13 protein-coding genes are annotated in these 15,458 nt (G+C 48.7%); 11 read left to right on the plus strand and 2 right to left on the minus strand.

The genetic code is table 11. The features are described 5' to 3' along the window. Nucleotides 1-24: 24 nt before the first annotated feature. The 10 genes from QYB97_RS10295 to argH all read left to right on the plus strand — a co-directional run bounded on the left by QYB97_RS10295 (nucleotide 25) and on the right by argH (nucleotide 12,976). A complete protein-coding gene (locus tag QYB97_RS10295) occupies nucleotides 25-1,005 on the plus strand; it encodes a 2-keto-3-deoxygluconate permease (protein WP_301165908.1) in 981 nt (326 codons plus the stop codon). A gap of 34 nt (nucleotides 1,006-1,039) precedes the next feature. Then, nucleotides 1,040-2,341 (plus strand): four-carbon acid sugar kinase family protein, encoded by a 1,302-nt coding sequence (locus QYB97_RS10300; protein ID WP_301165909.1) that lies wholly within the window; start codon nucleotides 1,040-1,042, stop codon nucleotides 2,339-2,341. Next, complete coding sequence (gene pdxA, locus QYB97_RS10305) at nucleotides 2,325-3,335, plus strand: 4-hydroxythreonine-4-phosphate dehydrogenase PdxA (protein WP_301165910.1); 1,011 nt, start codon at nucleotides 2,325-2,327, stop codon at nucleotides 3,333-3,335. Before QYB97_RS10300 ends, pdxA begins: the two co-directional genes overlap by 17 nt. 430 nt (nucleotides 3,336-3,765) lie before the next feature. Next, entirely contained in the window at nucleotides 3,766-4,251 is a 486-nt protein-coding gene (locus QYB97_RS10310; RefSeq protein ID WP_301165911.1) for an ROK family protein, read from the plus strand. Next, complete coding sequence (locus QYB97_RS10315) at nucleotides 4,220-4,948, plus strand: ROK family protein (protein ID WP_301165912.1); 729 nt, start codon at nucleotides 4,220-4,222, stop codon at nucleotides 4,946-4,948. Before QYB97_RS10310 ends, QYB97_RS10315 begins: the two co-directional genes overlap by 32 nt. Nucleotides 4,949-4,963: 15 nt before the next feature. Continuing rightward, nucleotides 4,964-7,471: an NEW3 domain-containing protein gene (locus tag QYB97_RS10320; protein ID WP_301165913.1), complete on the plus strand. Its 2,508-nt coding sequence runs from the start codon at nucleotides 4,964-4,966 to the stop codon at nucleotides 7,469-7,471. 65 nt (nucleotides 7,472-7,536) lie between these two features. Continuing rightward, the gene (locus QYB97_RS10325; RefSeq protein ID WP_301165914.1) at nucleotides 7,537-8,625 is read left to right on the plus strand and encodes an extracellular solute-binding protein; all 1,089 of its coding nucleotides are present in this window, start codon (nucleotides 7,537-7,539) and stop codon (nucleotides 8,623-8,625) included. Nucleotides 8,626-8,651: 26 nt separating this feature from the next. Continuing rightward, a complete protein-coding gene (locus QYB97_RS10330) occupies nucleotides 8,652-9,764 on the plus strand; it encodes an ABC transporter ATP-binding protein (RefSeq protein WP_301165915.1) in 1,113 nt (370 codons plus the stop codon). Beyond that, nucleotides 9,761-11,446 (plus strand): ABC transporter permease, encoded by a 1,686-nt coding sequence (locus tag QYB97_RS10335; protein ID WP_301165916.1) that lies wholly within the window; start codon nucleotides 9,761-9,763, stop codon nucleotides 11,444-11,446. Before QYB97_RS10330 ends, QYB97_RS10335 begins: the two co-directional genes overlap by 4 nt. 21 nt (nucleotides 11,447-11,467) lie before the next feature. Continuing rightward, nucleotides 11,468-12,976, plus strand: a complete 1,509-nt coding sequence (argH, locus tag QYB97_RS10340; protein ID WP_301165917.1) for an argininosuccinate lyase — start codon at nucleotides 11,468-11,470, stop codon at nucleotides 12,974-12,976. 3 nt (nucleotides 12,977-12,979) lie between these two features. Here argH and QYB97_RS10345 read toward each other — a convergent pair whose 3' ends face one another. Continuing rightward, nucleotides 12,980-13,708, minus strand: a complete 729-nt coding sequence (locus tag QYB97_RS10345) for an AAA family ATPase (RefSeq protein WP_301165918.1) — start codon at nucleotides 13,706-13,708, stop codon at nucleotides 12,980-12,982. A 567-nt stretch (nucleotides 13,709-14,275) separates the two neighbouring features. Here QYB97_RS10345 and QYB97_RS10350 point away from each other — a divergent pair. Continuing rightward, a complete protein-coding gene (locus QYB97_RS10350) occupies nucleotides 14,276-14,722 on the plus strand; it encodes a hypothetical protein (protein ID WP_301165919.1) in 447 nt (148 codons plus the stop codon). 71 nt (nucleotides 14,723-14,793) lie between these two features. On the opposite strand, the gene QYB97_RS10355 is transcribed toward QYB97_RS10350, so the two are convergent. Beyond that, a complete protein-coding gene (locus tag QYB97_RS10355; RefSeq protein ID WP_301165920.1) occupies nucleotides 14,794-15,414 on the minus strand; it encodes a class D sortase in 621 nt (206 codons plus the stop codon). Nucleotides 15,415-15,458 lie beyond the last annotated feature (44 nt).

Genomic DNA, 15,458 nt, shown 5'->3' on the forward strand with positions numbered 1-15,458 from the left:
AAACATAAAAAGGCGGGTTACAACATGAAGATAAAACAAACGATTGAACGCATTCCCGGCGGCATGATGTTGATTCCATTGCTGATTGGTGCCTTGATAAAAACATTTTTCCCGGAACTGTTCGATTTGCCGGAATTCAAAAGCTCCTTTACGGGCGGGTTGTTAACCGGAACTTCGGCATTGCTGGCAGCATTTTATGTGTGTCTCGGTTCGACCATTCGATTTGAGGCCACTGGCTATATATTGAAAAAGGGAGTTTCCTTATGGGTTGGTAAAATTGGAACCGCTCTTATTGTAGCGCTGCTGATCAAAGCCCTTGCTCCCGATCAAAATCATTTAATTCTTGGACTTTCCGCGCTTGCGGTTGTAGCCGCTTTCTCGGATACAAATGGCGGACTGTACATGGCACTGATGGGACAGCTCGGCAAGAAAAATGAAGACGTCGCAGCCTATTCCATTATGTCACTGGAGTCAGGACCATTTTTTACAATGTTGATTCTTGGGGTGGCAGGCCTTGCCAGCTTCCCGTTACTGGCTTTTGTCTTTGCGATCCTTCCGTTGATTCTCGGTATGATCCTTGGAAACCTGGACGAAGACATGCGCGCATTCTTAAGCAAGGCCTCAGATGTTATCATTCCGCTGTTTGCCCTTGCACTGGGTGCGGGTATTGATTTAACCAAGGTTGTTCAAGCTGGGGCTTCCGGAATCATCCTTGGGCTGGGTGTCGTTCTTATCACAGGAATTGTCCTTTTCACGGCAGACCGTCTGACTGGAGGCGACGGTGTCGCAGGAGTGGCAGCCGCATCCACAGCCGGAAACGCTTCTGCGGTGCCATTGGCAGTGGCAGCTGTTTTTACAGGTTATAAAGAGGTCGCAGCGGTAGCGACATTGCAGGTGACGGCAGCGGTAGTAGTGACAGCTATTCTTACGCCGATCCTCACCGCATGGCTGGCCAAACGAACACAAAAGAAAAACACCCGTGGAGAAGTCAACGTCTCACATTAACGATTAAAAAGTTTATAAAAAGGGGTTTTCTTACATGCAATTATTTATACTGGCGGATGATCTTACGGGCGCAAATGATTCCGGTGTGCAATTGTCCAAACAGGGCTTTCGCTCCAACGTTTGGTTTGACGCCTCCCGGGGAGAAGAGGAAGCTGCTGATGTCGTCATTTATGATACAGACAGCCGGGCTGCACAAGAAGAAACAGCGTATGAACGGGCCCGGCAGGCGGTTTCCTTTCTTGAAAACAGGGCGGATGTTCACCTTTATAAAAAGATGGATTCTACCCTCCGGGGGAACATCGGTAGCGAGCTGAGGGCCGCAAGTGACGGCTACAGGCCAGAACTGGTAGTTGTTTCTCCGGCCTTTCCAAAGCTCAAAAGACAGACCATCAACGGAACACTCTTTGTTGACAGACAGCCTGTGGAACAGACGGAATTTGGGAGAGACCCAAAAACGCCGGTGACCGAGAGCCATATTCCCACCCTTCTTAAGGGGCATGCTGCTGGTCAAATTCAAACAGTCGATACCCATCTGCTTTCCCTCTCCATGCCGGAAGTCAAAGCGGCTGTCGCTCAAGCGCTGGATGAGGGGAAAACATGGTTTGTCTGTGATGCCGAAACGGAAGAGCATCTCAGGAAAACGGCTGCTGTCTTTTCATCACTCCATAAAAGAACGCTGTGGGCAGGCTCGGCAGGATTGATTGAATACCTGCCGGATGCGCTTGGCCTTAAGCCTCCAAAGGAAACAGAGGAAGAGCGAAGGGAAATCAGGCAAACCCTGACCGTATCTGCAAGCCTGTCCGGTACAACCAAAAAACAGCTTGCGAGGGTAAAGGAAATGAACGATGTCTGCATGCTTGAAATGGATCCCGCCGATCTTATCCAAAAAACGTATAATGTACAGGATATTCTTGATGAGGTGAAGCAAAAGAAGGATCAAAAGCATTTTCTTCTTTACGTGGACAGCTGCGAGGAAAACAGAAAAGCGGCAGAAAAGCTCAGTGTTCAGCTCAACCTGGACAAAAACCAGATCGGTGAGTCCATCTCCCGGGAGCTTGGCTCCATTGCCCGAAGCCTTTTAGGTGAGTTTCCTGATATACAGGGACTCGTTTTGACCGGAGGAGATACGGCCAAGGCGGTATGCTCTGAGCTGGGCATGGACAGGATGGAGCTCCGGTCCGAAATAGAGACAGGATTGCCCATCGGAAAATTAAGCAATGAAAACAGTGAATATTGGGCGGTCACCAAGGCGGGCGGTTTCGGAAATGAACAGTCGCTGGTGAACGCATTGAACTACATGACAGGAGAGGTGCTGGAATATGAGTCAAAATCATAAAAGTATTGTCGGAATTACCATGGGAGACGCTGCCGGGGTTGGACCTGAGATTATCTTAAAAAGTCTCGCCCATCAGGAAATCTATGATCTTTGTGCACCGTTCGTGATCGGTGATGCAAAAATACTGGAGCGTGCAAAAAGCTATGTGAACAGCGAGCTTGCCGTTCAGACGATCACAGAGGAAGAGCTGGACAACCCTGAATTTAAGTTTGGGACCGTCTATTGCCTTGATCTGAATCTTGTACCTGAAGATCTTCCGGTAGGAGAGGTTTCATCCATCGCGGGACATGCGGCGTTCGAATATTTAAGCAAGGCGATTGATCTTGCCAACCAAAAGAGAATCGATGCCATCTGTACCGCTCCTCTTAATAAAGAGGCATTGCACAAGGGCGGCCACAAGTATCCCGGCCACACGGAAATCCTCGCCGAATTAACCAACACCGACGAGTTTTCCATGATGCTTTCTGCACCCAATTTAAAAGTGATTCATGTCACCACCCATGTTGGGATTATAGACGCGGTGAAGATGATTAATCCTGAACGAGTGTATCGTGTCATCAAACTGGCTCATGAAACATTGAAAAAGTCAGGAATTGAAACACCAAGAATTGCCGTCTGCGGCATTAACCCACACGCCGGTGAAAATGGATTGTTCGGCTATGGAGAAGAAGAGGAAAAAGTAATCCCAGGCGTCCGAAAAGCACAGGAAGAAGGCATTAAAGTGGTTGGCCCGCTTCCTGCTGACACCCTGTTTTTCCGCACCGTACGCGGTGACTTTGATATCGTTGTCGCCATGTACCATGACCAGGGCCACGGACCCGTTAAGGTGCTCGGACTTGATGCCGGCGTGAACATTACCGTCGGACTTCCAATTATCCGCACAAGCGTGGACCACGGAACCGCGTTCGACATCGCCGGAAAAGGCATTGCCGAAGAAAAAAGTATGACCGAGGCGCTTCGCCAGGCCGTTGAGCTTGCTCCAAAAAGAGTTTAATCAAATGATGAAAGAGAAGGCTTCGTGGCCTTCTCTTTTTTTTATGAAAATGACGTGATATGCAACTATTCTTTGTCGAACCGCAAGTAAATCGTGTCGAAGCGCAACTAAATGAGCCAACGCCGCAAGTAAATCGTGTCGAACCGCAACTAAATCCCTTCCACGCCGCAACTAACCGCCCACCCTGGTTCCAACTTACCATGCTAACCTGCAACCTCACTCCTTACCACCTCAGAACACCCACGACCTTTTCCTCATTTTGGAAAAATTAAGTCTATATGATTGAATTTTCAGAATACCACCCATACAATGAACGCAAAGTTAGGAATCTTTACTAACCAACCCATTTTATTATCCCCACTTTTATTCCACACCAAGAAGCTTCATCATCCCATTTATAAAAAGAAAACGAAATAAAAGGAGAGAAGTGATGAAATCCAATCACAAGGGCGGGATTGCCTTTATGAAGGAAAAAAACAAACGATGTGTTCTTCGATGTGTAAAAGAAGAAGGACCGATCTCCCGCTCTGAAGTTGCCGATCAGCTCCAGCTGTCCAAACCGACCGTTTCTGCCCTTGTGGAGGAGCTTCTTCAGGAAAATTGGCTGAAGGAGGTCGGACCGGGAAGCGCTAGCCTGGCCGGCGGACGAAAGCCTATCCAGCTCCTATTTAATTCTAAGGCGGCTTATGTGATCGGAATTGATATGGGAGGCACGAAGGTGCGGGCCGGTATCTGCGATCTTGATGGACACCTGCTTGCTGTTAATGAGTTTCCAACACAAATCCAAAAGAAAACACTTTTAGAAACTTTAAAGCATAACGTGGAAAAGCTTTTGAAGCAAACCTCCCTTCAGCCTGCAGACATCCTTGGAATGGGCACCCGGAATGACGGATGCGGAAAGAGGAGTAGTTATTGATGCTCCTAGTCTGAGCTGGATCCAGTATCCCTTAAAAAAAGAGGCAGAGGCTTTATTTTCGTGGCCCGTTATGGTGGATAACGATGTGAATGTGGCGGTCCTTGGCGAGCAATGGCTTGGCGCGGCCAAAGGAAAGAAGCATGTAGTGCTGATCTCCATTGGTACTGGAGTCGGGTGCGGCATGCTGATCAATGGCCAGCTTTACCGCGGAGCCACCTGGGCAGCCGGCGAAATCGGCTACATGGTCACGGATATGGTGAAAGCGAGACGTGCCGACCTCCCGCCGCCGCATGAGGGCTACGGCTTTTTAGAGCAATATGTGGGAGGCGCCGGCATCGTCCAGAGCATGAAGCAGGAGTTGAAAGGCCATTCCCAATTGAATTTTTCCGCAAAGGACGTTTTTCAAAACGCAAAGGATGGAGACAGAGCGGCGGTTAAGGTTATTGACGAGGTAGTTGATCATATTGGCTTCGCTGTAGCCAACATGATTTCAATTATAAATCCTGAAGTTGTTCTTTTAGGAGGTGGCATTTCAAGAAGTGCAGATTGGTTTTTGCCCAGAATGGAAAGGACCATCCAAGATTTTGCTTCGGTACCGGCCCCGGTGCTTCCCACAGCTTTGGGAGAAAACCTCGGGGTTGTCGGTGCTGTGTCGCTTGTGCTTAGGGAAACGGAAAGTGTACTTAAAGAGCTGTAAAAAGGAGATGGATTCATGAAACGTTTCATGGCTGTTATGATGTCTGTCCTGTTGACCTCCACCCTGATGGTTCCTGCCAGTGCACAGGAACAAACAGCAGATGAAAAGCCGAAAGACCTCTGGAGTGCGTTAAAGCCTCTTGAAACGATCATCAGCTTCCTCAATACCGGCGCCCATCCTGATGATGAGCGGAGCGATCTGCTTGCCTACCTGTCCCGCGGGAAAGGGGTAAGGACGGCGAGCCTGATCGCGAACCGGGGGGAAGGGGGGCAAAATGAAATCGGCAGCGAGCTCGGAAATGCGCTCGGCATTATCCGATCCAGGGAACTGATTGAAGCCTCAAAAGTAACAGGGGTGACGGTGTACCACCTCAGCCGCAAACCAAGCGATGAAATTTACGATTTCGGGTTCTCCAAATCGAAGGAAGAGACACTGTCGAAATGGGGAGAACAAACCGCCTATGAACGGGTCATCCGCATGATTCGTACATACCGCCCGGATATTGTGATGCCATCGTTTCTCGATGTGGAAACGGAGCATGGCCATCACAGAACGATGAATTACCTGACGATCAAGGCCTACCAGGATGCTGCCAATCCCAAGGTGTTTCCGGAGCAGCTGAAGGAAGGTCTCAAGCCATGGGCCATCAAGAAGCTTTATTTGCCATCTGATCAGAAAAATGCGACCACTTCCTTTGAGATTGGCATGATGGATGACGTATACGGCAAAACCTATCCGCAAATTGGTGAGGAATCCCGTTTTCTTCACAAAAGCCAGGGGATGGGCCAGGACATTCCTGCTGCGCCAAGGACCATCAATCTGAAGCTTGAAAAATCCAGAGTGGGAACGCCGGGAAAAGAACAAACCCTATTTGACCAGATTCCTTACGACTTTAAAGCGTATGCGGACAAGGTCAGCGATAAAAAAGTGAAAAAGAAACTGACGAAGCTGCAGGAAGAGTTTGATGGAATGATCGAGGAATATCCGAATCGGGACGCGATTGCAGACGATGTTTATCCAGCCATCAAGCATACCAATAAGCTGGAGAAGCTTGTGACAAGCAGCTCGCTGCCAACAGACACTAAGAGTGATCTTCTTTTCCGTCTCGGTATTAAAGAAAAACAGCTCATGAATCTGGCAGCAGAGGCTTCCAATGTGGATGTGCGTGTGGATCTTAACCAGCCTGAGCTCGTTCAGGGCGGAACAGGAAGAGTCACCATCACTGTAAAAAATAACGGAAAACACACGCTCAAACATGTAAAGCCTGCACTTCACCTGCCAAAAGGCTGGAAGCAGGTGGGTCATGTTCCAAAAACGAAGCTGAAGCAGGGACAATCGCAAAAATTCACGTATGGCGTCAAGGTTGCGAAGAATGCTTCCTATTACCAGCCGTATGATCCTTCAGTCATCACGGCGAGTATTGCCTATAAGGTTCATGGAACAAAAGCACAAAAAACGTATGAACCCGAACAGACAGCAGCGGTCCTGCCTGATGTATCGGTCACCAATGACCCCGAGAGCCTGGTGGTCAACACAGCGGATCTAAAAGATTCCGTTCAGGTGAAGGTGGAAGCGAAAAACCATACCGCCGGAAAAGAAAGTGCAGTGATTCATCTGAATGCGCCAGAAGGCTGGAATGTGACCAACAATGATCAGGAGATTAACTTCCAGAAGAAGGGTGAAGTGAAAAGCGTTCAGTTTACCGTAGATCTTCCTCAATCGGTAAAAGAGGGCGATTACAGCCTGAAGCCGGAGGCCAGGGTGAATGGAAAGCAGCTGAGCACATCGGTTCAGTATATTTCGTATCCTCACATCGGCACCTTCTATTACTTGTACGATGCCGGAACGAAAGCAACCGCATTTCCGCTGCATTTTGATAGTGATAAAAAAATCGGCTATGTGGAAAGCGGATTTGACAGCGTGTCCGATAAGCTGCGCGCGGTCGGAATGAACGTCGTCTCCCTTGAAAAAGGCGAGCTGGCATCTGCGGACCTTTCCCAATTCGACACGATTGTGATCGGAATCCGGGCATATCTCTCCAGGGAAGATTTGCTTCAAAACAACAGCAAGCTGCTGGATTTTGTGCAGAACGGCGGTCATCTGGTGGTTCAGTACCATAAGCCCGAAGACAAGTGGGATGCCAATCAATCAGCGCCGTACAAGCTTGTGATCGGAAGCCCATCCATCCGCTGGAGGGTGACAGACGAGAATGCAAAGGTAACGATGACAAAGCCGGAACACCCTTTGTTCAATACGCCAAACAAGATTACGGACAATGACTGGGATCACTGGATACAGGAGCGGGGCCTCTATTACCCAAGTGACTGGGACAGCCATTTTGAAACGTTCGTCAGCATGGCTGATCCAGGCGAGCAGCCGTTTACCGGAGGCATTCTGATGGCGGACTATGGAAAAGGAAGCTACCTGTATACCAATCTCGTATGGTACCGCCAGATTCAAAGCAATGTGCCGGGCGGATACCGGATCTTCACGAATTTAATTGATTATTCAAGAGAGCAGTAAGCAACAGAAACAGGAGAGATGAGCCTCTCCTGTTTTCCCTAATTCATTTTGGAGGAGTGAACGTTATGGCCGGAAAAAAAGCATTATCCTGTACGGCAGGTGCTGTTCTCGGTTTATCGCTGCTTTTAAGCGGATGTATGGCAGGCAGCCAGAGCGACAAAGCGAGCGGGGATAAAGCCAAAAGCAATATGGAGGAGAAGGTTGTCATCTATTCGCCGCACGGCAAGGATATTCTGCAGGAATTTGAAAAAAAGTTTGAAAAGAAGAACCCGAATGTTGATGTGGAATGGCTCGACATCGGGTCCCAGGAAGTGCTTGACCGGGTCCGCTCGGAAAAGAAAAACCCGCAGGCCGATGTGTGGTGGGGCGCTCCTTCTGTCATGTTTAACCAGGCGAAGGGCGAGGGGCTGCTTGAGCCGTATAAGCCAACGTACGCCAAGTCACTTGAAGACCAGTTTCATGACAAAGACTGGGCATGGAGCGGAACGAGCCAGACGCCCGAGGTCATCATGTACAATAGCAAGAAGCTGTCAAAAGACGAAGCGCCAAAGGACTGGGATGACCTCCTGGATCCCAAATGGAAGGATAAAATTATCATCCGCTATCCCCTGGCGTCAGGAACGATGAATACCATCTTCTCATCCATGATCTACCGTGATTACAAAGATTCAAAGGATCCTAAGAAGGGCTATGAATGGCTGCAAAAGCTTGATGCCAACACGAAGGAATACTCTGCCAACCCTGAAATCATGTACAGCAAAGTGGCCAAAGGGGAAGGTACGGTTTCCGTATGGGATATGCCGGACGTAGTCATGCTGAAGGAGGAAAAGAATTATCCGTTTGACTTTGTCATTCCCGAGAGCGGCACGCCTGTGTTGACCGAGGGCATCGCTCTTGTGAAAAATGCCAAGCATCCAAAAGCGGCGAAGGCATTCTATGAGTTTGTAAACTCCAAGGAAGCCAACAAAATTCTGGCCGAAAAGCATTACCGCATTCCGACCCGTACAGACATTGATAACCTGCCAAAATGGATTGAAGAAACGAAAATCAAGCCGATGGACATCGACTGGAAGGTCTTTGAAAGCAAGTCCAACGGCTGGATGGAATATTGGGATAACAATATTAAAAGCAAAGAGAAAGAACAAAAAGAGTAGTTTGTCGAGGAGAGGGGGAGCTGTACATGTCATCCGTATCGCTGAAAAACATCACAAAGTCATTTAAAGCCGTTCAGGCGGTAAAAGAACTCAGCCTGGACATTCAAAAAGGAGAATTCTTTACCTTTTTGGGTCCGAGCGGCTGCGGAAAAACGACGACCCTCCGGATGATTGCCGGGTTTTATTACCCCACAACGGGTTCAATTTTCTTTGGGGACCGGGAGATGACGAAAGTTGCGCCGGAAAAGCGCAACACCGGCATGGTTTTTCAAAACTATGCCCTGTTTCCGCACATGACCGTTTTTGAAAATGTGGCATTCGGCCTGAAGGTCAGGAAGCTGGCATCAGCCGAGGTCAAAAAGAGAGTGGAGGAAGCGCTGGCCAAAGTCCGGCTGGATGCTTTTATCAAGCGGCAGGTGAGCCAGCTGAGCGGGGGCCAGCAGCAGCGGGTGGCCCTCGCCCGCTCTCTCGTTATTCAGCCAGAGATTCTGCTGCTCGATGAGCCGCTGAGCAATCTCGATGCCAGGCTGAGAGACGAGATGAGAACTGAAATTTTGCGGCTGCAGCGGGAATACGGTATCACTACCATCTACGTTACGCATGACCAGATCGAAGCGCTCTCGATGAGCGACCGGATCGCTGTGTTTAACGCGGGGGAATGCCAGCAAATCGGCACGCCAAAAGAGATTTACAACGAACCGGCCAATGATTTTGTGGCCTCTTTTATCGGGGAAACAAACCTGATTCCGGTTCAGCTGGAGGGAGTGGAAGGGAACACCCTGCAGTTTTGCTGGGACGGTGACAGCAGCAGGAAGCTTGTGGCAGAGCAGCCTGTCGCTTTTTCTAAGGAAGAGGCATTGTCCGTTTCCATCCGTCCAGAAGCTGTAGAGGTATATGAGGAAGCACCTGTTAATCTGCAAAATGTGTATGAGGGAACCATCGAGCTGGCTCAGTTTACCGGGGCTGCTCTTAATCTCTTTATCTCACTCGGTGAAAAAGTGATTCAGGCGATGCTGCTCAATACGATGGCACAGCCTGAGCCTGAGCCTGGGGACCGCGTGTGGGTAAGACTTCCGGAATCCCGCGTGCGCGTAGTGCCGCGTGTGCTGGAGCCAAAGGAAGGACGGAGGATTTCATGAAAAACCGGGACCAGCGTTTCACCCTTCTCCTGCTGATTCCTGTTGTTCTTGTTCTGGTGGCCTACGTTCTCTATCCATCGCTGCGCACCCTGATTGAAAGCTTTCAAAGCAAAGAAGGCTTGAGCAGCGCAAATTACAAAGACTTCTTCGGCTCTGAAAGCCGGTCCAACCTGCAGGCGCTGTGGAATTCGGTCTATATCTCCCTTTTGAGTGTTTTCTTTTCCGCCCTCATCGGTGTGCCGCTTGCCTTTATTTTTAACAAGTACGAATTTCCTGGCAGGAGCTTCTTCTCGAGCGCTGCGATCCTTCCGATTGTCCTTCCGTCACTTGTCGGGGTCATGGCGTTCATGTTTTTGTACGGAGAGTCTGGGCTGATTCCCAATGCGATTAAAGACCTGTTTGGATTGAAAAATGTGCCGTTTAAAATTGGCGGTGTGTCCGGCATTTTAATTGTTCATGCATATACGATGTATGTTTACTTTTATATGACCGTATCCAGCACCATCCGGAGCATTGACCCGTCTCTGGAGGAAGCGGCGTATAACCTGGGCGCCAGCCGCTTGACCGTGTTCAGAAAGGTGACGCTTCCCCTTTTGACGCCAGCGATTGTGGGAGCTTCGCTGCTGGTGTTTATGACCTCCATGGCTTCCTTCAGCGCTCCTTTCCTGCTGGCGGGAGGCTTCCGGGTGCTCAGTCTGCAAATCTATTTTTCAAAAGTAAATGGCAACCTGTCCATGGCTGCCACGCAATCTGTTATTTTATCAATCGTCTCCATCTCCTTTCTGCTGTTCATGAGATGGTATCAGAACCGGCGCGATTACAGGATGGCCACGAAAGGAATCGGTGCTCACCGCAGTGAGATCAAAAATCCTCTTTTAAAGGGATTGATGGTTGCGGTCGGCATTGTGGGAGTCATCATTCTCCTTCTTCCGCACATGACCATTTTGATTCTGTCGCTCGTCCCGGACGGTACCTGGACGTATCAAACCTATCCTTCCATTTTTAATGGAGAAAACTATTTATTTTTATTTACGGAACCGAAAATATGGGACCCGGTGCGGAACAGCTTGATCCTGGCGTTTCTGGCCACGCTCGGCAATCTGGTGTTTGGTGTGCTGACATCCTATGTGCTCGTGAAACGAAAGTTCGTCGGCAAGAATATGGTGGATATTATGGTGATGCTGCCGTGGGCATTGCCTGCCACGGTGGTGGGGATGAACCTTGTGCTGGCGTTCAATGAATCTTCCATATTCACCTTCGGCCACATCCTGGTGGGGACGTTTTGGATTTTGCCGCTGGCCTACTTTATCCGGCATATTCCGCTCGTTGTACGCTCCACTAACGCTACGCTCGAACAACTGGATGACTCGCTTGAAGAAGCGGCCCGCAACCTTGGGGCGAAATGGTTTTACCTGTTCCGGAGAGTTGTGCTGCCGCTCGTGATGCCCGGGGTAATGGCCGGCACATTGCTCGCCTTTGTGGAAGCGGTCGGTGAATTCCCTACCTCGGTTTTGCTGTATACGCTGAGCAACCGGCCCATCTCGATTGAAATTATGAACCAGCTCCGCATGTTCAACATGGGGCAGGCGGCCGCCTACGGAATGATCCAAATCAGCCTGATCGGCCTGGTGCTGTTCATCTCGAACAAGTTTTTCGGCATCAAAGCCGAGCGGTCCCTCTAATGCAGAAGGAGGACACTGAACATGAAGTTTAAGGAAGCTTTTATAAAGGAAGAAGGGAATACATTTCCGGGAAAAACGTATGAAGAACACCTGCTGAAGCATGTGTTCAACGACCAGCGTGACTACCTGTTTACGGAGATGTTTGCCATCCATCGGGCGCATGTGGTGATGCTTGCCGAGCAAAGCATCATTAAGCAGGAGGAAGCGGCGGAGATTCTTGCCGGCGTGGAAAAAGTCAGGCAGATTGATTACAGCCAGCTGATGTATGATCCTCTTTTTGAAGATTTGTTTTTTATGATGGAAAGCAGGCTTGCGGATGAAATCGGTCCGGACCTTGCCGGGAAAGTCCATATCGCGAGAAGTCGGAATGATATGGGCGTCGCAATGTACCGGCTTGTGCTGAGGCGCCATATTTTAACGTTGATTGACCATGCGCTCGGTCTTGGCGAGGCGCTGCTCGAACAGTCCGGTGAGCATACCAGAACCGTGATGACCGCCTATACACATACCCAGCCGGCCCAGCCGACCACGCTTGGCCATTACTTGCTGGCCATCTACGACATACTGAACCGGGACATCACCCGGCTTTGGTCCGCTTATCAAACGGTTAACGCTTCTCCCATGGGCGCGGCTGCGCTCTCGACGACCAGCTTTCCCATCAGCAGGAACCGGGTCCGTGAACTTCTTGGATTTAGGAGTCTTGTTGAGAACTCCTATGATGCAATTGCGGGAGGAGACTATTTATTGGAAACAGCGTCTGCTGTTATGATCCTCATGACCGATACCGGACGATGGATTCAGGATTTGCTGCAGCAGGCAACAAGGGAGTTCGGCGTCATCACAGTAGCCGATCCTTACGTGCAAATATCAAGCATCATGCCGCAAAAACGTAATCCGGTATCGATCGAGCACTCCCGGTCTTTGGCCAGCTCGGCCGCTGCTGAAGCGATGTCGGCTATGCACATGATCCACAATACACCGTTTGGCGATATCGTGGATACAGAGGATGACCTGCAGCCTCACTTATACCGAAGCTATGAAAAAGCCTCCCGTGTTCTCAAGCTCATGAAAGCTGTGATCACGACGATGGAAGTGAATGAGGAGAAAATGAAGGAGCGGGCAAGCCAGTCCTTCATTACAATCACCGAGCTTTCAGATGTGCTGGCGCGGGATAAGAAAGTGCCTTTCCGTACAGCACATAAAATAGCGAGTGTCGTTTCTAAAAACTGCGCTGCAGCCGGGAAAGAACTCAATGAAGTTTCGGCAGACACGGTAAACGGGTGGATCAAACCGTTCTTTGATGTGGCGTTAACAACCCAAGAGTGGACGGCAATCACCGATCCGCTGGAATTTGTCCGGCGGCGAAGGATTCAGGGAGGCACCAATCCTGAGGAAGTGAGCCGAATGCTTTCCGAACGAAAAAAGACCCATACTGAGCTGATGCAAAGACTTACAGACGAACAGTCCTATTTAAATCAATGCAGCCAGCTGCTCGATACGGCCGTCGGGGACAGGATTGCAGGCAAATAAGATTCAGGGCTTAAGCAAATGATGCATCATCCGGTCACGGTCATCAAAAAATTGCTTCATCACCTGATAATGCTGGGTTTCCTCCAGATTCACCTCTTGCATCCCGTCCTCAGTCAGTTCCACGATTTTGGCGGAAGGGTACGCCATCATAATGGGCGAGTGGGTGGCAATGATAAATTGTGAATGGTCATAAACGAGCTCGTGAATCCTGGAAACTATCGAAAGCTGCCTGAGAGGAGAAAGGGCAGCTTCCGGCTCGTCGAGAATATAAATCCCTTTTCCCCTGAACCGGTTCTGGAAAGTGGAGAAAAAGGACTCACCGTGTGATTGTTCATGCAGAGATTTTCCGCCGTATGAATCAATCACCCCCAAGTCTTCAATGTTTGTCGCCACATTATAGAAACTCTCCGCGCGTAAAAAGAAACCGTCTTTCGGCCGTTCGGTCCCTCTGACAACCGTCAGATACTCATCAAGATTGGAATGCGAGTCGTAGGTCGAAAAATTAAAATTCAAGGAACCGCCCTCCGCGTTAAAGCCCATCGAAAGAGCGATGGCTTCAAGCAGGGTGGATTTTCCCATGCCGTTTTCACCAACTATAAACGTAACATCGGGATGGAGCACCAGCTCGTCCATGGCCTTGATCGCCGCCAAATTGAAAGGAAAAGAGCCGAATCCGGGCACCTTGTCCCGTTTCAATCGGATGCTGCGGAAATAAGGAGAAAAAAGATCCATGATGTAGTACCTCCTTGGATTTTTTTACTGTCTCATTTGTAAAGTATTTTCATATTAATGGATATTTTTGGTAAAATAGTCGAGTGCGTTTACGGTTTGTTTTAGTATACATTAAGAAAAAGGAAGAAAATTAATAAGATCTTTGGTGAATAAAAAATTAGAGTGTACTGGTTAAAAGGGAACTCAATAAAGACGCAAAAGTAAGAACCAAACTCATAAAAAGATCTTGAGTTACATATAAAAATGGTAAAAATATGGAAATGAATACAAGGGAGTGTTTCTTATCGTAAACGTACAAGGAATAATTGTAACTGTATTATTTGTTTTGGTAATTGGAGCGATCCTGTGGTTCTTTATCATGTCAGCAATTAAGGTAGGCGTAAGACAAGCCAATAAAGAAAAGAATCAGCAGAAGTAATTTTTTTCTGTCGCAAAGCCACGTCGATGGTTATCATCAGAGCCGCGGTTAATATCTAAGGTTACCTGGATAATTAGAGGACCCGTTTTCCCCATCATTCATATACTGATATGCAGAATAAATTTATTGTAAAAGGGGAGCGGACAGCAATGAATATTACGTTACCCGTTCCATCCCGCTGGGGGATCAGTGCAGATGTCGGCGGCAGACCGCTTGTCTGGGGAACGGTTGAAATTCATTCAATCATGGATCACAAAATTGAAGGAAGTCTCAACTTCAGGGGGGTACCGATTCCGATTCAGGGCTACTGGACGGAGAACACGAGGCATCTGATGTTTAATTCGCCGTACGCCACTTTTTCGGGCAATCTTTCCATTTATGATGATGCTTCCATCAATACACGGCATTTTCTGATTAACGGACGGCTGCAAATGAAGCAAACCTCCATGATGGCGGGAGAGTATGGAACATGGGTCGCCTCAACCAACACCCCATTGGGCCAGGGCGGCGGAACACCACAAGGTCAAAGCCAGATTCCGCCGGTTGGAGCGTTTACCACCTCAGATTACCTGAATGGTGCAGTTGACCGGGAATAGCAAAAGCTGAATGAGAGCTTCTCATTCAGCTTTTTTATGTACTAGTGGCTGCAGGGCACTCTGCCTGCAGCTTATATCCTCTTTGCTTGTATGATGTACCGTTCAGGCGCCCGCCCAAAGTAATCAAATGGATAACAGGTTGTAAGTGTTAACCTTTCATTCTCCGTCGGCACGATAACGCTCCGGTCACCTTTGTCTGTAATCCAATGTTTTTCAACCACATACCAGTACACCTTATTCTTCATTTTTACAGCGAGCTTATCTCCCGGCTGTATGCTGTCCAGACCAACAAACACGGTATCCCTATGGCCGCTTAGCACCACATGCCCTTTCTCTCCGGGCGTAACGGTATACTTTCGGTTCGAATACATTCCCACTCCTTTCTTTAGTGCTTTCTCATCGGTTCCCCAATACACGGAAAATTTCTTCTCCATTTTCGGAATGATGAGCTCTGCCATTTTTTCACCCTCTTTAAATGAAGGAGGTTCTATCTTCTTTTTTTCTATCGGCTTCATGGCCGTTTCTTTTTTTGAGCTTTGATCATCAACCGGTTTATCAACACTTTCGTACTTTTTCATTTCCTTCTGTGTCAGTGCTTCTGCTGATTGGCGTGCTGAAAACCAACTATACAATTGATAACCGGAAAACGTGAGTCCGATAATGATCAAAGCAATACCTATTTTCCTCATCATGCGTACTCCTTATATCCATAATAAGAAAAAGAGCGGGCTCAGTC

The sequence above is a fragment of the Fictibacillus fluitans genome (assembly GCF_030418125.1).
GTDB lineage: Bacteria > Bacillota > Bacilli > Bacillales > Fictibacillaceae > Fictibacillus_C > Fictibacillus_C fluitans.